Source organism: Alteromonas hispanica (genome assembly GCF_010500915.1).
GTDB lineage: Bacteria > Pseudomonadota > Gammaproteobacteria > Enterobacterales > Alteromonadaceae > Alteromonas > Alteromonas hispanica.
The window spans coordinates 412,051-431,384 of record NZ_JAAAWP010000001.1 but is presented as its reverse complement, the minus strand read 5'-3'; the positions used below and the strand labels follow the sequence as shown (position 1 = coordinate 431,384).

The window sequence follows — 19,334 nt, the reverse complement described above, 5'->3', positions numbered from 1 at the left end:
AATCTAAATGTTTCCCAGCGCTCTGTCGCTTGGTTGTTCCGCTCCTGCTCTTAAGCTCATCACTTTTGTACAACCTCTTTGCGTTACTGATATTTCGTCACGCCTCTTAGTTCGGAAAAATCGATTGCCTTGGTAAATTAATTCGTTTTTCATTTTGTGTTGCTTTTGATAATAATTCTCATTACGATATTTAAAGCGTACGACTTTTTGTTTTCAAATGCTGGCTTACAAGTTAAAGCTGCTAATTGCATTCGAGTTCAAAATCAACATGACAGAGGCTATTTTATGAAAAAAACGATGACATTCGCTATTATGCATTTTGCGGTTGCGTTTACCGTAGCCTACCTGCTTACCGGAAGTATGGTTGTTGGTGGGTTAGTCGCATTGGTAGAGCCTGCCATTAATACGGTAGCCTTTTATTTTCATGAGTTAGTGTGGAAAAAGTGGGAAGACAAAAAGGCGCGAGAAAGTATCGCGCCAACGCTATCCGCGTTTTAACGAAGCGCTACTGGCGTATTAACAGTGCGCTACTGGGGCAACGGTTTAAGTTTTTATCTACGGCGAAGGTACACAAATCCTAGTCGTCGGTTACTTCACACACCAAACCTTTTAGATAATAGCCCTCTGGATAACTTCCAATAATGGGATGATCTGAGGCCTGATTAAGCCGTGCGATTATTTTAATGGTTCTACCTGCGTCTAGCGCTGCATCTGCGACAATTTTTTGAAAAAGGTCGGCAGGCATAAGCCCAGAGCAACTAAAAGTAAGCAAAAGGCCGCCAGATTTCACTGCATGAATGCCATACATGTTGATATCTTTATAGCCTCTTGCTGCTCGGTTTAACGTTGCTTTGTTATCCACGAATTTTGGTGGGTCTAAAATCACCATATCAAACTGAGTGCCTTCAGCGTGATATTCACGCAAAGCTTTGAACACATCTTTATTGATATAGTGAGATTTACTGCCATCGAGTTCATTAATCTCAACATGATGCTTTGCCAGGTTCAAAGCTGGTTGTGACACATCAACATTCGTTACCGACTTTGCGCCACCGGCTAATGCATAGCATGAAAAGGTGCCCGTGTAGCTAAAGCAGTTAAGTACATCTGCATCTTTGGCATATTGTCCGGCTGCCGCACGGCTATCTCTCTGGTCGAGATAAAACCCTGTTTTATGTCCGCTTTCAATATCGACAACAATATTAAGTCCGTTTTCTTTTACCGTAACTTGGTTTGGCGGTGTGCCGTGTAAAACGCCTACTACAGGCTCTAAACCTTCTTTTTTACGAACGTCTACATCACTTCGCTCGTAGATGTGAACATCGGGCAGTAATTTGGTAATAGCCCAAACAATTTTGCTTCTATGTTTTTCCCCGCCCGCACTTAGTAGTTGTAAAACTGCGACATTATCGTAAAGGTCGATAGTAATACCCGGTAAACCGTCACTTTCAGACGCCACCCATCTAAATGCATTGGTCTGCTGTGGGTCAAATAAACGTCTGCGCAGTGCTAGCGCTTTTTCTAACTTACGCATGAAAAAACCATTATCGATGCTTTCATCTTGCTTAAACGTCCACATACGAATACGTATTTTTGAATCAGGGGAGTAGGCACCGCGTCCCAGCCAGTCGCCCTGCGAATCGAAAACATCAACGGTATCACCTAGTTTTGCTCGACCTTTTACCTCATCTACAGCACTTTCAAAAACCCAAGGGTGACGGCGGCGCAGTGATTTATCTCTGTTGGGCTGTAAAATTACTTGTGCGGACATATAAGTTCTCGTATCTGATAAGGTAGGTAAAATGTAACAGCGCGGATTATAGCGAATATTCTTGTTTTGTGTGTCGGTATCTTTGTCATGCATAGCTCAAACTCGTCAGGTTCAGCGAAAATGAGCGGACTTTCTGTCACAATATGGTGCTGAAGCGAACTATACGTTGCCCTATCGCGTAATCAAAACGCGTAGACAAACCGCGTAATCAAAATCGATACAAAAATAGTAAAGCAAGATGGCGTTAGGTAGGAATATACAGCTCGCTTAATTCAACTGCGCTCAACATAGGAGATGACATGTATTACGTAGATTTCGAAAAAGGGTGCTCACCCACTGAACTGAATGTTAAAGAGAGAGCGTCATACGTGCTGCCAAATGGCATGGTAAAAGTTGAAGTGAGTGCGTTTGGTATCAACCGAGCCGATACGTTACAGCGTCAGGGACACTATCCGCCACCGCCCGGGGAAAGTGCTATTTTAGGGCTTGAAGTAGCAGGGACAGTTGCAGAGGTTGCACCTGATGTGTCTAACTTTAAGCAGGGCGACCGTGTTTTTGGTTTAGTTGCTGGTGGAGGTTATGCAACAGAGGCCATTGTTAATCCGGCCCATTTAATGCCTATTCCTGAAAATATGCCTTTTTTTGAGGCCGCGGGTTTAGCAGAAGTATTTTTAACTGCGTTTCAGTGCCTGCGAACCATCGCTCATGTGAAACCCGCTCAGCGGGCACTCATCCACGGTGGGGCAAGCGGGGTGGGGCTTGCGGCTACTCAATTGTGTCGATATTGGGGAGTGCATGCAGCCGTCACAGCTTCATCATCACAGAAGCTGTCGCTGTGTGAACAAAATGGGGCAGAACAATTAGTTAACTACAAAACTCAAAGCTTTGTCGATGAACTTAAAGCAGTATGGCCCGATGGCGTTGACATGGTACTGGATATGGTTGGCGGGGATTACCTCAATAAAGACTTAAGCGTGCTCAAACATGACGGCATAATTGTAAACTTAGCCATGCTGGCTGGGCGTTATGCTGATAAGCTCGACATGGCATTACTATTGGGCAAGCGCGCTACGTTGACGGGAACCACGCTTCGCAATCGCAGCGATGATTACAAAGCTAAGCTAATTAGTGACTTTTCAACAGTATGCTTACCGGCTTTTGCCACTGGCGAGTTAAGAGTGAACATAGACACTCACTATAAAATCGACGATATTGATAAGCCCCATGCACGATTGGAGAACAACGATACAAAGGGCAAACTCACGGTTTCGTGGTAAAAATTACACCGCAAACGTATTAACCGACAAAGCCGCTATCAGGCGTTGTCGGTTTCGATTCTGCCGCAGTTCTAGCAAGCACATCACAACGCTCGTTCTCGGGGTGGCCGGAATGACCTTTTACCCAGTGCCAATTAACCGAATGTTTTTTTACCGCCTCGTCTAAACGTTTCCAAAGGTCGGCATTTTTAACCGGCTTTTTATCTGATGTTTTCCATCCATTTTTACGCCAATTATGGATCCACTGGTTGATACCATTTTTTACGTACTGGCTGTCTGTAGTGAGATCAACCTGGCAGGCTTCGGTTAGAGAGTTCAGCGCTTCAATAGGTGCAAGCAATTCCATTCGGTTGTTTGTTGTGTGCGCAAAGCCTCCGCTGAGTTCCTTGCGGTGGCCCTTGTAAATAAGCACAGCGCCATAGCCGCCCGGTCCGGGATTACCTAAGCAAGAGCCATCGGTATAAATATCTATGGATTTTTGTACGTTTTCTTGAGCCACGTGGTGTCCTATCGTGTTAAGCAGTAACCTAAGTGTTATGCATTTATTTTTGGTTTTCCCTTAGCCTGCAGCAAAGGGGTTGATATACTATCAAAAAATAGAAACACAATAATAGTAGAGGATGTATGCGCCAGATTGTATTAGATACTGAAACAACCGGTATTGACCCAAAAGAAGGCCATCGAATTATTGAGATTGGTTGCGTTGAAGTGGTCAATCGCCGACTGACAGGTAATCATTTTCACGCATATATAAACCCAGGTCGTCATATTGAGCAAGAGGCTATTGAAGTTCACGGCATTACAAATGAATTTCTAAGCGACAAGCCAGTTTTTTCAACCGTTGCTAACGACTTTATTGAGTTTATAAAAGGGGCTCAGCTCGTCATTCACAACGCGCCTTTTGACGTTGGATTTATGGATCATGAGTTTGGTATGGAGCCAAGCACCAAAGGCGTGGTAACAGATCAAATTTGCGATGTACTAGATACGCTAGTGCTTGCAAGAAAAATGCATCCTGGCCAAAAAAATAACCTAGACGCTTTATGTAAGCGCTACGGCATTGATAATAGCCACCGTACTCTCCACGGAGCATTACTTGATGCAGAGATTTTAGCCGACGTCTACCTGCTAATGACTGGCGGTCAGACAAAGTTGAGACTGGCATCAACGGGAAGCAGTGACGCCGACTCCACGGCCGTAAGACGCATCGAGCGAACGGGAAATAAATTAAAGGTTATTAAAGCTACCGCCGATGAATTAGCACAGCATGAAGCCCGTTTAGATATAGTTCAGGACGCAGGTGGTAACTGTTTGTGGCGCCCTAAATCAATAAGCGAGTCGTGAGGCGAAATAAAAAAGCTGGGAAAAGCTTTAGATAAAACATTGCCCACGACCTTTTGCAATTGGCTAAATAGCGGCTTTTCATCAACCTTTGAAAGTATAATAGAAGACTTAGTGCAGGAGCATGGCTACGTGAAATTGTGGATTTATTGTGCGATCGTTATTCTGAGCGCTTGGTGTACAAACACAGCTTCGCAATCGTTGCGAGAACAGCAGGATATGCTTCAGCAGGCTGCAGACGGTGCAGTAACTGACTCACAAGAAACCACAAAATCCGTCGACACATCGGTCATTACCGAACTAGGTGATGAATACACAAATTCCATAGAACTATTAAAAAACCGCTTTCGCATCGATTACAATGTCGAAGAAATAACTATGGTATTTTTTCGAGAGTATGGCTCCGCACCGGTTGTACTTGTTCGTCCAGATGGCTCCAAATTATTTCAGGGTAGAGTGGATGAAGAGCGAGTAGAGTGGTACGACTCAGACTCTTTCGACATGATCACCATTAAAAATCCCGCACCAGGCCCTTGGCAAGCAGTTGGGCAGGTACTTCCAGAAAGTCGAATAATGGTTGTTTCTGATGTGGAGTTAACCGCCGAACCACTTCCAGACTTACTTTTTTCTGGTGAAATTCTAAAATCCACCGCGTATTTAACCAATGGAGGTAAAGCCATTGATGTTAATGAGTTCCGCAACGTGGTGGATGTTGATATCGAATTTATCAGCACAAATAACGCTAATTACGATAATTTCGGCGCCACTGACGAACTCATAGCCACGTTCAAAGATAATGGTTTGGGCATGGATGAGAAACCCGGAGACGGAATTTTTACTGGGCAATTTAACTTAAAAATTGCGCCAGGAGAGTGGAAGCCGGTCTTTAGGGTTACCACTCCCATGGTCACCCGAGAGCAAGAGGGAACGCCCATTATTTTAGAGGAGAACCCGGTTGCTATTTCGGTGCAATTAGATGACGGAAATATTGGGTATCACAACTTTATTATTGATGTAGACAGAGAGCTTGTTGAAATTCAGTCACTGTTAGTCGACGGCAAAGTGCGTTTTCCTAATGGCGATACACAAAATTTTTCGCTTACCGAAGGTGGCGATCAAGCAAGGGAATACCAAATCATAGCGTATGAAAAAGGTGTTTTTCGTGTGAAGCTAACCGCATACGGCACCACAGTTAATGGTAGAGACTTTATCTTAGACGTACCTGAATATACCTTTTTAGGTAAAGGGCCCGTAGAACCAGAAGTTGAAGATCCGCTGGTTTATGGAGAAGATCCTATCGTCGATGGCACTACGCCACTGCTTGGTGAGCAGCAAGAAATCGTTGAAAGCATGCAAGAGCAGACAAAAGAAGACGAAATAGACTCAGACACGTTTATACTTTTAATTGTTGCGGTTAATGGCTCTATTATCGTTCTAGGTCTTCTGGCTGCAGGTATCATCATTATTCTTCGTAAGAAGAAAGCGTCGCCAGTTGCGCCCAAGGCAAAAACCAAAAAGGCTGACATAGATGATTCTTCGTTAGTGTTAGACGAGAAACCGAAAGGGCTTAAACGGTTGTTTGGGATGTTTAAAAAGAAAAAACAAAACGAAGGCGAAAAGTAATTTTCGCGAGCTTTTTAAAACTCTGTCAAAATCCGTTTTTAATTTGTTCGTCTTGAGCTTTATTTCAACATAATGTTTATTTAACAGACAAACAAACTGCAGATGACAATTTTATTGAGAAAAAGCATTGACTCCACATTGGGTAATACGTATTATCTGCGCCGCAGTGAGGGCACGGGGTTACAGCAATCCAATTAACTCACTGATAACATTGAAGATGTGGAGCGGTAGTTCAGTTGGTTAGAATACCGGCCTGTCACGCCGGGGGTCGCGGGTTCGAGTCCCGTCCGCTCCGCCACTTTCAATGATATAGCTAAAAGGTCTTCGGAGCGGTAGTTCAGTTGGTTAGAATACCGGCCTGTCACGCCGGGGGTCGCGGGTTCGAGTCCCGTCCGCTCCGCCATTTAGCTATACAATAAAGCAACACAAAGCAATCTCGATTATGTGGAGCGGTAGTTCAGTTGGTTAGAATACCGGCCTGTCACGCCGGGGGTCGCGGGTTCGAGTCCCGTCCGCTCCGCCATTAATCGATAAATTGTGTCGCGTTATTATCTTACCCATTGTGTGGAGCGGTAGTTCAGTTGGTTAGAATACCGGCCTGTCACGCCGGGGGTCGCGGGTTCGAGTCCCGTCCGCTCCGCCATCAATGGTAAGGAAGTCTTCAAATTCTCCCACTCAACTTCCTAATCTATCTTGTCTCTCACGTTTCAGCATCGTTTAGAAAGATAAGCACTAAATTCAATCGTCTAGGTTTTGATAAATCTTCGGATGTAACGAAATTCTTTATATAGCATTGTGAATGCGGTGAGTTTCCAAATGAATTATGTTGTCGCTCTAAATAAACGCATCAATTCATAAAAACCCAAGAAAGGTGGTTTGTTTAAACAACAAAGACATTTCCTTTTTTGTTTAAAGCTTAATGAAAGCCATTAATTTGGAACGTTTCTAACAAATGTTTAATCTCTAAAAGCCTTTATTAAACCCAAAGTTCAAGTGTTTTTTTCTGCGATTAGTTTACGCTGCTGCGTCGATAATCATATTAATTTTTGCGCAAGTTATGACACGTCCGAACACAAATAATTATTTTTTGGCCGACAATGCTAAAGCAGTCTTCGCATCCTTGGTGTGCGTAATTGCAGTCACTCTATTACTTGCCTTAATCACCTTCTCTTTTGTTAAAACGCAGGAGGAGGCGCGCGCTCGACAAATCTTAAATAATGTTGGCATGGTGTTTCGAGATGCGGAGTTAACGCTCGACCACCTAAATAGCCTTGCGTTTAAAGTATGTAGCGATGAACACTTGTTTGAAATGAGAAAAACCTTGTTTCGCTCTCGCTTTGTGAAAGAAATTGGATTCTACGAGAACGATAAATTATCCTGCAGCACTTACCTTGGTATTCTAGATACCCCCTTTGAGGACGCAAAGCCAGATTTTGTTACAGCACTAGATGATATTTTTTGGATAAATACACCTCTTCAGTTATTCGAGCAAAGGTCTACGGGCACTGTAGTGAGAAGAGGGCGTTACAATGCGGTATTAGATATGAACAGCGTTATTGGCTTTAGTAACGCACAAGACTGGCAGCTTTTTTATAACGGCGACAAATTCTACCCGATGGCGGGCAATCCCACACTCATTAATAGAACTTTGAGTAATGAGATGCTGGCGAAGTCTCAATTCTTCTCTCTTGATTTTATTTTGTGCAATAAAACGTATTCTCATACGTGCCTAAAAGTTGTCCCAGACTACAAACGTCTTATGAACCTTCATGCCGGTAAATTGTTTCTATTTTTCCTAATCATGCTAATGACGGCAGCATTTTCCCATATGGTGACGTTTAATTTCCTTCGCCGCAGACGTTCAATAGAGTATCGAGTTAAAAAAGGGCTGCAACAGGGGAGTTTCTTCTGCGTTTATCAGCCCTTCGTCAACCTTCGTACTGGACAAGTTATTGGATGTGAGGTGCTTAGCCGTTTTGAAGATGACTTTGGCGTTATATTTCCAGATGAGTTTATTCCGTACATAAAATCTCTTGATAAAACCTGGGAGTTCACCCTTGATATGATCAAAAAGTCGATGTCGGAGCTTACAAGTAATCCTGATATTCCAGAGGGATTTAAAGTTTCTTTCAATCTTTTCCCAGTAGACTTCACTCGTAACGGTTGCTTAGATCTCGACTTTGTTCAAGCGCTCAACACTAAGCAGTTTAAACTTGTCTTAGAAATTACAGAAGATGAGCAAATAGCAACACAAAGCGCTGTAAAGCATATTAAGTCGCTTAAAAGCAAAGGGTTCTTATTCGCTATCGATGACTTTGGCGTTGGCTATTCTAATTTAGGACAGTTGCAAACATTGAGCTGTGATTACCTCAAAATAGATCGAAGCTTTGTGATGGAAATGGAAGAGCACAGCATTCGTTCGTCTCTTATTCCTCATATCGTCAGTATAGCCGAGGGGCTCAACGTGGAGCTTATTGCAGAAGGTGTGGAAAACTGTGAGCAAGCGAAAGAGTTACGTAGCTTGTCAGTAGGCTTTGGGCAAGGCTGGCTTTACGGAAAACCTCAATCGGTTGAAAATTTGGCGGAGTGCGTAAAAAGCAACGTCTAAATTATTGAATGGCTTTTATTTTCTATTTGGTGTTGCTGGTGTTTAACGGTAACATTTGCACAAAGAGAAAAAGAGCAGAAAAAACGTATGCAAGACGTGCTTCGTTGCCACAATATTCATAAAAGCTACCATGACGGTCGCAATGTTACCCCCGTTCTCCACGATGTGTCGCTGTCTATCAATGCCGGAGAGCACGTGGCTATCCTAGGAAGCTCTGGCTCGGGTAAAAGTACTTTGCTGCATTTGTTGGGCGGTCTGGATACGCCTAGCAGTGGAGAGGTTCACTTCAAGGGAAAATCTCTTAATTCTTTAAGCGCGAATGCATTGGCGACGCTTCGCAATGAAGAAATGGGTTTTATCTACCAATTTCATCATCTGTTGGGTGAGTTTTCAGCATTAGAAAATGTCGCTATGCCGCTTCGTATACGCGGTCTTTCTGCGTCAGCAGCGCAAGAAAAAGCACGGGCTATGCTTGATGAGGTCGGTTTGTCACATCGTTTAGACCACCTTCCAGCAGAGATGTCTGGGGGCGAGCGCCAACGAACAGCGATAGCACGAGCCTTAGTGACAGAGCCTTCTGTTGTGCTTGCCGACGAGCCAACTGGTAATTTGGACGACACAACGGGCGATCAAATTTACAAACTCCTTACTGCTCTAAGCGAGCAAAAGCGAACCGCTTTTGTTGTTGTAACTCACGACATAAGCCTCGCTAAAAAGATGGACAGAGTACTGCGTATAAAAGACGGTAGGTTAGTTCAGTCTAGTGCCGAAGAGGTCTAGGGCGCATGTTTGCATTTGAACTAGCCAAACAGTTTCGTAAATCCGGCTCTCAGCAGCGATTTATTTCATTCATTTCTATGTCTTCTACCGTTGGTATCGCGCTAGGATGCTTTGTTCTCATTTTATTACTCAGTGTTATGAATGGCTTTGAAAAGGAGCTTACCAGCAGGATCTTAAGTGTTATTCCTCATGGTGAACTATACAGTGTTGATAATAGGGGCATTGATAATTTGGAGGCCCAGCGTTACCGTTTAGAGCAGGACAAGCGGATAGCACGCATTACGCCTTACACTAAACTTACCGGTATGCTGCAGTTCAAAGGTGAGCTAAAGGCCGTAGAGTTAACGGGTATTATTCCTTCAGAAAACACTTCTCAATACAAAGAGCGAGTAACAGATAAACAGTGGGCAGCGTTTACGGCTGAACCAAAGGGGGTCTTAGTTGGTCAGGGAATAGCAGAGAAGCTTCAGCTTTCCGTTGGCGACCCTATACAGGTTTTGGTGCCAGTGACAACAAACGACTTATCGTTTAAAGCACCTAAAACTGTTTCTTTAATTGTCAGTGGTTTTTTATCAATAGGTGGCGAGCTAGACAACTTAGTAGGACTAATGCATCTTGATACAGCGTCAAATGCCGCAGAATTGCAATCTCGTGCACAAGGACTTCAATTTACATTTTATGACGCATACTCGGCCAACACCATAATGCGCGAGATAGGCTACAGCTACCCTCAAGCTGTTTATATGTCTGATTGGACGCGAACCCAGGGCCACTTATATAACGACATCCAGTTGGTAAGAGCAGTCGTGTACATAGCGTTGATTTTAGTTATTGGGGTGGCGTGCTTTAATATTGTGTCTTCCCTTGTTATGGCAGTAAGAGAAAAACAAGCAGCTATCGCAATTCTCAAAACGATGGGGGCTACAGACGCATTAATACGCTCAATATTTATTTTTCAGGGCGCTATCAACGGTGTTGTAGGTATAACGGTTGGTGTGGCTTTAGCGCTACTTGTCACCCCCAATCTATCATCTATTGTGTTATTCGTTGAAAATGCGTTAGGCATTGAAGTGCTCTCAGGCGATATCTATTTTATCGACTTTTTACCCTCAGAACTTCAATGGCAAGACGTGTTTATCACAACTTTTGTGGCCTTAAGCTTGTGCATAATGGCAACCTTATATCCCGCACAAAAGGCGGCGAAGATCTCGCCCTCATCCTCGCTTCACTAATAAGCACACTACCTTTGAGCCCGATTTCTATTTAAAAATAAGGCTTCGAGGAAACAAGAAAATCGAGAAAGTGCTTTGAGATAAATGACCATAAAAAAGGTAGCAAAATAGCTACCTTTTTTCGTTTCAGTCTTCCCTGCTTATGTTCTTTGCAGGACAGAGGGCCGTTTTATTTATTGCGTTCGAAATGCTCGAAGTCAACGTCTTCTTGCTTTTCGCCTGCGTTAGGGTCGTTAAATATATCCTCATCTAACGCGCCTTCACTTTTAGCCACTACGCACGACACCATACAGTCTCCTGTGATGTTTACCGCGGTACGGGTCATATCTAGAAGTCTGTCTACACCAATAATAAGTGCAATACCTTCCACCGGTAAATTTACCTGCTGCAGTACCATAGCAAGCATTATAAGACCAACACCTGGCACACCTGCCGTGCCGATTGAGGCTAATGTGGCGGTAAGTACTACCATCATGTAATCGCCTAAACTCAAATCGACAGCGTAAACCTGAGCGATAAATACGGTGGCAACACCCTGCATAATAGCTGTGCCATCCATATTTATGGTAGCGCCTAATGGTAACGTGAAGGACGATACGGAGTTCCCTACACCTAGCTTGTTTCTGGCAGTCTCCATTGTAACAGGCAGTGTTGCACTGCTGCTTGATGTACTAAATGCAAACAAAGCAGCGTCGCGCATTTTTCTCAGTAGCGTAATAGGGTTTAGACCAGCTAGCACTTTCAGCAATACTGAATAAGTCACTAATCCGTGCAAAATAAGTACGCCAAATACCAAGAAGAAATACTTAGCTAAGCTAAGAATAGTATCGCCACCGATAGTCGAAAACAGTTTGGCCATTAGCACGTAAACGCCATAGGGTGCAAGATTCATGATAATGGTAACAAGGCGCATGATAACGGTGTTGATGTCTTCAAACACTGCGGTTAAGCGCTTGCCTGCGTTTCCCGTCATTGCCATTGCTATGCCAAATAGCACTGCAAAAACAATTATTTGCAGCATATTCCCTTGTGCCATAGAATTGATTGGGTTACTTGGGAACATATTGACAATAACATCAGACAGGCTTGGCGCTTCTTTTGCCTGAAAGGTTGTCTCTGTTGTTAAATTTAGTCCTTCGCCTGGCGCAATAATTAGGGCTATACTCATTGCCAGTGTTATCGCAATCGCGGTTGTGACAACATAAAGGCCAACCGACTTTGCGCCTAAGCGACCAAGCTTACTGGGGTCAGATAAGGTACTTGTTCCGCAGATGAGCGAGACGAATACCAATGGCACTACCAGCATTTTCAGGCTGGCAATAAATATTTGGCCTAAAGTTGAAAATATACCTTCTACAAGAATGTTATACGTAGAGAGCTCTAAACCGAATATCGAAAATGTGAAATCTCCGCTATCATCAAACAATAATTGGAGAAACACGCCGGTTAAGATACCGGTTGCCATGCCGATAAAGATACGGGCGGTTAAACTATACTTGTGTGCAGATTGAGACATGAAAGTTCCCTGTGCATTATTATATTTTTTAGTCTTCCGTAGTGTGCCAGATTCATTTGATTTTTAAACATAAAAAACGACGCAATTGCCATTAATAGAGGTTCAGGAACGAATTATGCGGACATTAGCGAAGACGCTAAGCTTATTTAGCGCAATATTTATGCTAACAGCATGTGGGGGAGGCGGTTCTGTCTCAAGAAACGATACGGACAACGGTACTGGTAATGGTGGCGGTGGAACCACTACGCCAACTTATACAGTTTCTCTCGCTCTAGAGAATTTCAATGGTGAAAGCGATAGCAATTTATCAGAAGACAACAGCCTTACTGTAGTAGCCACAGTCACCGATCAAGACGGTAATGCACTGTCTGATAGCTTAGTTAGTTTTGTGCTAGATAACGCAGCGCTAGCAACCTTTGCCAATGATACAGGAACCGCTCGCACCAATGAAAGCGGGGTAGCGCGTATTGGCCTTAATGCTAGTACTGCGTCGGGCGACGGTCAAATCACCGCCAGCTTAAGTACTGGGGAGACGGGAACGACGACATTTTCAGCAACCGCTGCAACAACGGGCTCTACAGAATCTTCCGTATCACTGATATTGCGAAACAGTGACGGTGAACAAGATAATGAGCTCTCTACAAACAATGCACTTACCGCTGTAGCGACGGTTACTGACGCAGACGGGAACCCTCAAGATGACATATTGCTAACTTTCTCACTTAGTAACAGCGACTTGGCAGAGTTTTCAAATGACACTGCAACTGCACTGACGGACGAGAATGGTATTGCGTCAATTGGTATGGCGGTAAGTGATTTGTCTGGCGATGGTGAAGTTATCGTTACTTTACCAACAGGAGAATCAGATTCTACTACGTTTAGTTCTTCAGGTCGTACTAGCGTAAGCGAGGAACCTGCTTCGCTAGAGCTATTTGCAGATAGCATTCAATTAGCATCAAGCGGAAGCGATGAAGTTGAATTAATTGCACTGGTAAAAAACGAGCAAAGTGTACTTATGGAAGGTGTGGAAGTGAGTTTTTCTGCACCTAGTGAAGATGGCGTTGAACTGCAGCTTATTCAAACTACTACAGCTGCAGATGGCACTGCACGCGCTCTTTTGTCTACGCGAAACAACGCAGCTAATCGTACAGTAACCGTTTCGGCACAAGCTGGTTCGCTAAGCCCAGAAAACGTTTCTATTGAAATCGACGGAACCGAAGTTACGGTAAATGGCGCGTCATCAGTTATTTTAAACGATATGGTAAATTACACCATTCGTGTTCAGGATTCTGACGGTACCTCAATACTCAACCAACCTGTTCAGCTTGAGGCCAGCGGAGGTACACTTGGCGAATCAGAGGTAAATACTGGCTCTACAGGCCAAGCGACAGTGTCATATACTGCGACTAACTCGGGTGAAAATACCATTACTGCAACCGCGTTAAACGCAAGCGCTACGTTTACTGTTCAAGTACAACAGGACGAATTCAATTTCGTAAACCTTCCTACTGAAGAAGTACCTGTAGGTCAACAGCAGTCCATTACGGTTCAATGGCGCCAGAATAATGCACCGGTGGTTGGTGAAGACGTAACCTTTAGTGCTTCTCGTGGCGTGATAAGTGGTACATCAACGGTGGCAACAGATGCAAACGGTGAGGCTACAATTAGCATAAGCTCTACCAATGCTGGCATTTCATCTATCACGGCTACTGCAACAGATGGGAATGGCGATGTGCTTGTGTCTGCGCTAACGCAAATTGAGTTTGTTGCTACCACGCCACATACACTCATTGCTGATGCGTCACCAGATTTATTGGGTCCAGATGGTCAAACTAGCACTATCAGTGCGGTAGTGAGAGACGTAGACGGAAACTTGGTGAAAGACAGTGTCATCAACTTTACTGTGTCAGATGTTTCAACTGGTTTTGTCTCACCTTCACAGGCTACCACTGACAGTAAAGGTATCGCTACTACGGTATTTACATCAGGATCTGTATCAACACCTGATGCAGTAGTTATTACGGCCTTTGTGGCTGATGATCCTGCAATAGAAGATGATGTTGTGCTGACTGTTGGTAACCGAGCGTTTGATATATCTATTGGTACCGGCAATGAGCTTGAAGAGCCAACCTCTACAACCTATTTGAAACGTTTCAGCGTGTTTGTATCAGACTCTGTAGGTCAACCCGTTAGCGGTGTAGAACTTACTGCCTCTGTTACTCCAGTGAAGTTCGTTGATGGCGGTGAGTATCGCACCGGCTTTTGGGTTTACAATGATGAAGAGTCGATTTGGCAGGCTATCGTGAACCAAAGGTGTGAAACAGAGGATGTTAATGACAACGGCATTTTAGACACCACGCCTCGTCTTGAAGATACCAATGGTGATGGCACGCTTACGCCAGGTTCAGTAGGAACAATCACATTTGCAGTAGACTCAGTGACAGATGAGAATGGCTACGCAGAACTTGAGTACCGATACCCAGCAAGTTATGCGGTTTGGTACGATGCCGTTATTTCTGTATTCGGTCAGTCTACGGGTAGTGAAGCAAAAGCATCAATGCATTACACATTAAGCATTTCTGCTGATGATGTAACTGATGAGGGGGCATCTCCGCCTGCCAATCCGTTTGGCGTAACAGACCAATGTACTGAGGTGACTCCATAATATCGAGGTAGCGGAATTACGATATGGAATCAATCTTTTACGCATCAACAAAGCTGGCATGAATGCCGGCTTTGTTATATCAGATGAACGCTTTAATGATAGCCGTGTAAGCCTTTCAGATTAGGTTGTTAACCCTGCTGGAACGGATAAACCGAACCTATCTGAAGTATTTGCGTCAGCTCGTCAAGGGCAGTGCGAGATTCAATGAGTAGCTGCGGATCTCTTAAGTCATCTTCGCTTAATTCATCGCGATAATGCTTATCTATCCACGCATTTAGTCGCGCGAATTGTGCATCGTTTATCAGAGTAGACTGATTTACGCCGTTCAGCTCTTCTTCACTCATTGCCACACGCAAACGCAAACACGCCGGGCCACCACCATTTCGCATGCTTTGTTTAACGTCAAAATAATTTACCGACTTTATTGGCGTATCCAGAGTGACAAGATTGTCTAAATAGGCTTTAACTGACTCGTTCTCAGCACAGTCGGTAGGCGCAATTATCGTCATTTCACCATTTGGCAGAGTAATAATTTGCGTATTAAACAAATAGGTTTTCACTGCGTCTTGCACAGACACTTTCGCTGTAGGCACTTCAATGAAGTGTAGTGGCTTGTTACCAAACTTACGTTGTAGCTCAGCAAACCCTTTTTCCTTCTCGTGAAACGCTTGTTCGTGGAAGAAGAGCACGTTTTGGTTGCCGACAGCGATTACATCGTTGTGAAATACACCTTGGTCAATCACATCAGGATTTTGCTGCATGTACACAACGCCTTCGTCCCTTAGACCATGTAATCTAGCCACGGCTTGGCAGGCCTCTAATGTTTGTCTTGCTGGGTATTTTGTCGGTGCAGGCTTTGACGGGTCAAAAGCATGTCGGCCATAAACAAATAACTCAACTCCTGCCTCGTTATAATCGTTGCACAAACGAGTATGGTTCGCAGCACCTTCGTCGCCAAAATGGTCATTATCTGGCAAGTGTTGGTGATGAGCAAAGTAGGTTTCATTGGCAAACGTACCGCGCAAAATGTTGCCGGTAACTTGCGGTTCTAAAGACCTGTGAAACTTGTTTGTTAAGTTTGCAGGGGTAAAATGCACTCGTCCATCTGCCGTATCGGCACTAGGAGACACAGTGGCGGCATTTGCAGTCCACATGCTACTAGCAGAGCAACATGCTAAAAATATCTCGCGAGATTGCTTTGCAGCGCTTTCTAGTACGCGTGCATCAGTGCCTGAAAAACCTAATCGACGCAGCGCGTTAATGTCAGGGCGTTCTTGCGGTGCCAATACGCCTTGCTTCATCCCCATGTCTGATAGTGCTTTCGCTTTTGCTAACCCTTGTTTGGCTGCTTGCTTTGGGCTACTTACCGCATTGGCGTTGTTGAGAGAAGCAACATTACCGAATGATAAACCGGCATAGTTGTGGGTTGGGCCAACAAGGCCATCAAAATTCACTTCAAATTGCTTCATACTTTCCCTCTATTTGGTGTTTGGGCATTTGAACGCTACGCTGTATAGTTCTAGGCATTCAGCGAGGCGTAAAACAATCGCGCTTTTTTATCACCAGTGCTCATTTTACGATTGATAGGAGGCGCCGGTGTTAGTGGAATGGCTGGCATTATACGGCTTTTAAAGGCTTTGCCAATCGCGCTGGTTGTTTCTTGTACAGTTTTTGTGTGAGATTGAAGCAAGCGAAAGAATAAGTATGAAGAAGATCTTGTTTTCCATTCACTTTGTAGATATATGTTAAAAAAGAGCGCGCACCCTATATATAGTGCAAGGTTGCATCAATTTTCGGTATTTGACGTAATAAGTCATTTAAAATCAATAGGTTTAGTTCAATTATATGGCAAAATCACTGGTCATAGTCGAGTCACCAGCCAAAGCAAAAACGATAAATAAATATCTCGGTAAAGATTTTATCGTAAAAAGTTCGGTTGGCCATGTTCGGGATCTTCCAACGAAGGCGTTAGGCAATGTAGAGCCTAAAAAACCGGCAAAAGAACTCAAAACATACAGCGAAGAAGCGCGGCAAGAATATCTTCGTCGACATGAATATTTAAAGCTTGTAGACCGAATGGGTGTCGACCCTGAAAAAAACTGGCATGCGCACTACCAAGTGTTGCAGGGCAAAGAAAAAGTTGTCAGTGAGCTAAAAAAGTTAGCCAAAGATGCAGATACCATCTATCTCGCAACCGATTTGGATCGCGAGGGAGAAGCTATTGCTTGGCACTTACAAGAGTTACTAGGCAGCAAGGGTAAAACTTATCAACGTGTGGTTTTCAACGAAATCACTAAAAATGCCATTCAAGATGCGTTTTCTGCGCCTGGTGAGCTTAATATCTCTCGTGTAAATGCGCAGCAAGCACGACGTTTCCTAGATAGAGTTGTAGGCTTTATGGTGTCGCCTCTGCTTTGGAAAAAAGTGGCCCGAGGGTTATCTGCAGGTCGTGTTCAGTCTGTTGCAGTGCGTTTGGTGGTAGAGCGTGAGCGGGAAATAAAAGCTTTTGTACCGGAAGAGTTTTGGGATATTCACGCCAACCTTACCAGTCAAGAAAAAGCGGCTTTAAAAATGCTGGTTGCCAAATATCAAGGCAACGCATTTAAACCCAAAAATAAAGACGAAGCCGATAAGGCATTAGCCGATTTAGAAAAAGCCTATTTTACGGTAGAAAGTCGTGAGTCTAAGCCTACTCAGAGCCGGCCGTCAGCCCCGTTTATTACGTCAACGCTTCAGCAAGCAGCAAGCACGCGCTTAGGGTTTGGCGTGAAGAAAACAATGATGATGGCGCAGCGCTTGTACGAGGCGGGATACATCACCTACATGCGTACAGATTCAACAAATTTGAGCCAAGAGGCCGTTGAGAGTGCACGCAGCTATATTACGGATAACTTTGGCGACAAGTATCTGCCGGAATCGCCTATTCGCTACGGCAGTAAGGAAGGCGCACAAGAAGCTCACGAAGCTATACGTCCTTCAAATGTTACCATTAGTGCTGCAAGCCTAGGTGATATGGAACGAGATGCTCAGCGTCTTTACGAGCTAATTTGGCGTCAATTCTTAGCCTGTCAGATGACACCGGCCAAATACGATGCAACAACGATAAAGGTAGTTGCGGCTGATTATGAGCTCACCGCAAAAGGGCGAGTGCTAAAATTTGACGGTTGGACACGTGTTCAGCCCCAGTTACGCAAAAAGGGTGACGATGAGCTATTGCTACCCGATGTGCAAAAAGGCGATTCACTAACGCTCAATGAATTAGATCCAAAGCAGCACTTCACCAAGCCAGTTGCGCGCTTTAACGAAGCATCTTTGGTAAAAGAGCTCGAAAAACGTGGTATTGGCCGTCCGTCTACCTACGCGAGTATTATCTCCACTATCCAAGACAGAGGCTATGTTCGCTTGGAAAACAAGCGTTTCTATGCTGAGAAAATGGGTGAGATTGTAAACGATCGTCTTATGGAAAACTTTGACGATTTAATGAGTTACGATTTCACGGCCAACATGGAGCAGCATCTCGACGATATAGCCGAAGGTAATAAAAACTGGAAAGATGTACTCAACGATTTCTACAGCGATTTTTATGGCAAATTACTCAATGCTGAAAAAGATCCTGAAGAGGGCGGTATGCGCCTCAATCAAGCAATCCCAGCTGGCATTGAGTGCGATAAGTGCGGACGAGAAATGAATGTAAGAACAGCATCCACAGGTGTGTTCTTAGGATGTTCTGGCTATAACCTTCCCCCAAAAGAGCGCTGTACAAACACCATGAACTTAACGCCTGGCGATGAGGTAGTGAAAGTTGATGATGAGGAGGAGTTAGAGACCGAAGCGCTGCGTTCAAAGAAACGCTGTCCTAAATGCGGTACAGCTATGGACAGTTACCTTGTTGATGAAACAAGAAAACTACACGTTTGTGGTAACACGCCTACCTGCGAAGGTACCGAGATTGAAACGGGCACGTTTAAAATTAAAGGCTACGACGGACCTATCATTGAATGTGACAAGTGTAGCAGTGATATGGAGCTTAAAAACGGTCGATTCGGTAAGTATTTCGGCTGTACTAACGAAGAATGTAAAAATACTCGTAAGTTACTTCGAAATGGTGAAGCTGCTCCACCGAAAGAAGATCCCGTGGATCTTCCGGAACTGCCCTGTGAAAAATCGGACGCCCACTTTATGCTACGCGACGGGGCGTCGGGTATCTTCTTAGCGGCTCACAATTTCCCAAAGTCGAGGGAAACACGTGCTCCGAAAGTTCACGAACTTGCTCGCTTTAGAGACCGAATTTCGCCTAAGTTCTATTATCTTGCTGATGCTCCACAAAAAGATTCAGACGGTAACGAAACAATAGTGCGCTATAGCCGTAAAACAAAACAACAGTACGTTATGTCTGAGAATGACGCGGGCAAGGCGACTGGTTGGTCGGCATGGTACGAAAACGGTAAATGGCAAGAGCAGGCACCTAAGAAAACTGCGGCTAAGAAGCCCGCAGCTAAATCTAAAGCCAAAAAGAAGTAA

General features: G+C 44.2%; 13 protein-coding genes and 4 tRNA genes. 13 read left to right on the top strand and 4 right to left on the bottom strand.

What is annotated here, in order from left to right; genetic code table 11:
* The first annotated feature begins 285 nt into the window (after positions 1-285).
* Positions 286-498: a DUF2061 domain-containing protein gene (locus GTW09_RS01835; RefSeq protein ID WP_163109531.1), complete on the top strand. Its 213-nt coding sequence runs from the start codon at positions 286-288 to the stop codon at positions 496-498.
* A gap of 79 nt (positions 499-577) precedes the next feature.
* On the opposite strand, the gene GTW09_RS01830 is transcribed toward GTW09_RS01835, so the two are convergent.
* The gene (locus GTW09_RS01830; protein WP_163109528.1) at positions 578-1,771 is read right to left on the bottom strand and encodes a class I SAM-dependent rRNA methyltransferase; all 1,194 of its coding nucleotides are present in this window, start codon (positions 1,769-1,771) and stop codon (positions 578-580) included.
* Positions 1,772-2,070: 299 nt separating this feature from the next.
* On the opposite strand from GTW09_RS01830, the gene GTW09_RS01825 reads away from it, so the two are divergent.
* Positions 2,071-3,048, top strand: a complete 978-nt coding sequence (locus tag GTW09_RS01825; RefSeq protein WP_163109525.1) for an NAD(P)H-quinone oxidoreductase — start codon at positions 2,071-2,073, stop codon at positions 3,046-3,048.
* Between the two features lie 19 nt (positions 3,049-3,067).
* On the opposite strand, the gene rnhA is transcribed toward GTW09_RS01825, so the two are convergent.
* Entirely contained in the window at positions 3,068-3,547 is a 480-nt protein-coding gene (gene rnhA, locus GTW09_RS01820) for a ribonuclease HI (RefSeq protein WP_071979179.1), read from the bottom strand.
* A 125-nt stretch (positions 3,548-3,672) separates the two neighbouring features.
* On the opposite strand from rnhA, the gene dnaQ reads away from it, so the two are divergent.
* From dnaQ to GTW09_RS01775, 9 genes are all read left to right on the top strand, one after another.
* Positions 3,673-4,392: a DNA polymerase III subunit epsilon gene (gene dnaQ / locus GTW09_RS01815; protein WP_071979178.1), complete on the top strand. Its 720-nt coding sequence runs from the start codon at positions 3,673-3,675 to the stop codon at positions 4,390-4,392.
* Between the two features lie 216 nt (positions 4,393-4,608).
* Complete coding sequence (locus GTW09_RS01810) at positions 4,609-6,012, top strand: TIGR03503 family protein (RefSeq protein ID WP_163109950.1); 1,404 nt, start codon at positions 4,609-4,611, stop codon at positions 6,010-6,012.
* Positions 6,013-6,233: 221 nt separating this feature from the next.
* A tRNA-Asp gene (locus tag GTW09_RS01805) sits at positions 6,234-6,310 on the top strand.
* Positions 6,311-6,338: 28 nt separating this feature from the next.
* Positions 6,339-6,415, top strand: a tRNA-Asp gene (locus GTW09_RS01800).
* 43 nt (positions 6,416-6,458) lie between these two features.
* Positions 6,459-6,535: transfer RNA gene (locus GTW09_RS01795), tRNA-Asp, on the top strand.
* Positions 6,536-6,578: 43 nt separating this feature from the next.
* Positions 6,579-6,655, top strand: a tRNA-Asp gene (locus GTW09_RS01790).
* A 414-nt stretch (positions 6,656-7,069) separates the two neighbouring features.
* Positions 7,070-8,620: an EAL domain-containing protein gene (locus tag GTW09_RS01785; RefSeq protein WP_163109522.1), complete on the top strand. Its 1,551-nt coding sequence runs from the start codon at positions 7,070-7,072 to the stop codon at positions 8,618-8,620.
* An 87-nt stretch (positions 8,621-8,707) separates the two neighbouring features.
* Complete coding sequence (gene lolD, locus GTW09_RS01780; protein ID WP_163109519.1) at positions 8,708-9,400, top strand: lipoprotein-releasing ABC transporter ATP-binding protein LolD; 693 nt, start codon at positions 8,708-8,710, stop codon at positions 9,398-9,400.
* Positions 9,401-9,405: 5 nt separating this feature from the next.
* The gene (locus GTW09_RS01775) at positions 9,406-10,632 is read left to right on the top strand and encodes a lipoprotein-releasing ABC transporter permease subunit (protein ID WP_163109516.1); all 1,227 of its coding nucleotides are present in this window, start codon (positions 9,406-9,408) and stop codon (positions 10,630-10,632) included.
* A 169-nt stretch (positions 10,633-10,801) separates the two neighbouring features.
* Here the strand turns inward: GTW09_RS01775 and GTW09_RS01770 are convergent, their stop codons facing one another.
* The gene (locus GTW09_RS01770; RefSeq protein WP_100972286.1) at positions 10,802-12,148 is read right to left on the bottom strand and encodes a dicarboxylate/amino acid:cation symporter; all 1,347 of its coding nucleotides are present in this window, start codon (positions 12,146-12,148) and stop codon (positions 10,802-10,804) included.
* A 115-nt stretch (positions 12,149-12,263) separates the two neighbouring features.
* Between GTW09_RS01770 and GTW09_RS01765 the strand changes: the two genes are divergently transcribed.
* On the top strand, positions 12,264-14,813 hold the full coding sequence (locus tag GTW09_RS01765; protein ID WP_163109513.1) for an Ig-like domain-containing protein: 2,550 nt from the start codon (positions 12,264-12,266) through the stop codon (positions 14,811-14,813).
* Positions 14,814-14,941: 128 nt separating this feature from the next.
* Here the strand turns inward: GTW09_RS01765 and astB are convergent, their stop codons facing one another.
* The gene (gene astB, locus GTW09_RS01760; protein ID WP_163109510.1) at positions 14,942-16,282 is read right to left on the bottom strand and encodes an N-succinylarginine dihydrolase; all 1,341 of its coding nucleotides are present in this window, start codon (positions 16,280-16,282) and stop codon (positions 14,942-14,944) included.
* Between the two features lie 376 nt (positions 16,283-16,658).
* On the opposite strand from astB, the gene topA reads away from it, so the two are divergent.
* Positions 16,659-19,334 (top strand): type I DNA topoisomerase, encoded by a 2,676-nt coding sequence (gene topA, locus GTW09_RS01755; RefSeq protein ID WP_163109507.1) that lies wholly within the window; start codon positions 16,659-16,661, stop codon positions 19,332-19,334.

What these genes read in the sequence shown, in the direction of transcription:
- GTW09_RS01830 (WP_163109528.1), bottom strand. Translation starts at nt 1,771, where the DNA reads ATGTCCGCACAAGTAATTTTACAGCCCAACAGAGATAAATCACTGCGC.
- GTW09_RS01835 (WP_163109531.1), top strand. Translation starts at nt 286, where the DNA reads ATGAAAAAAACGATGACATTCGCTATTATGCATTTTGCGGTTGCGTTT.
- lolD (WP_163109519.1), top strand. Translation starts at nt 8,708, where the DNA reads ATGCAAGACGTGCTTCGTTGCCACAATATTCATAAAAGCTACCATGAC.
- GTW09_RS01775 (WP_163109516.1), top strand. Translation starts at nt 9,406, where the DNA reads ATGTTTGCATTTGAACTAGCCAAACAGTTTCGTAAATCCGGCTCTCAG.
- GTW09_RS01785 (WP_163109522.1), top strand. Translation starts at nt 7,070, where the DNA reads ATGACACGTCCGAACACAAATAATTATTTTTTGGCCGACAATGCTAAA.
- GTW09_RS01770 (WP_100972286.1), bottom strand. Translation starts at nt 12,148, where the DNA reads ATGTCTCAATCTGCACACAAGTATAGTTTAACCGCCCGTATCTTTATC.
- dnaQ (WP_071979178.1), top strand. Translation starts at nt 3,673, where the DNA reads ATGCGCCAGATTGTATTAGATACTGAAACAACCGGTATTGACCCAAAA.
- topA (WP_163109507.1), top strand. Translation starts at nt 16,659, where the DNA reads ATGGCAAAATCACTGGTCATAGTCGAGTCACCAGCCAAAGCAAAAACG.
- GTW09_RS01765 (WP_163109513.1), top strand. Translation starts at nt 12,264, where the DNA reads ATGCGGACATTAGCGAAGACGCTAAGCTTATTTAGCGCAATATTTATG.
- GTW09_RS01825 (WP_163109525.1), top strand. Translation starts at nt 2,071, where the DNA reads ATGTATTACGTAGATTTCGAAAAAGGGTGCTCACCCACTGAACTGAAT.
- astB (WP_163109510.1), bottom strand. Translation starts at nt 16,282, where the DNA reads ATGAAGCAATTTGAAGTGAATTTTGATGGCCTTGTTGGCCCAACCCAC.
- GTW09_RS01810 (WP_163109950.1), top strand. Translation starts at nt 4,609, where the DNA reads ATGCTTCAGCAGGCTGCAGACGGTGCAGTAACTGACTCACAAGAAACC.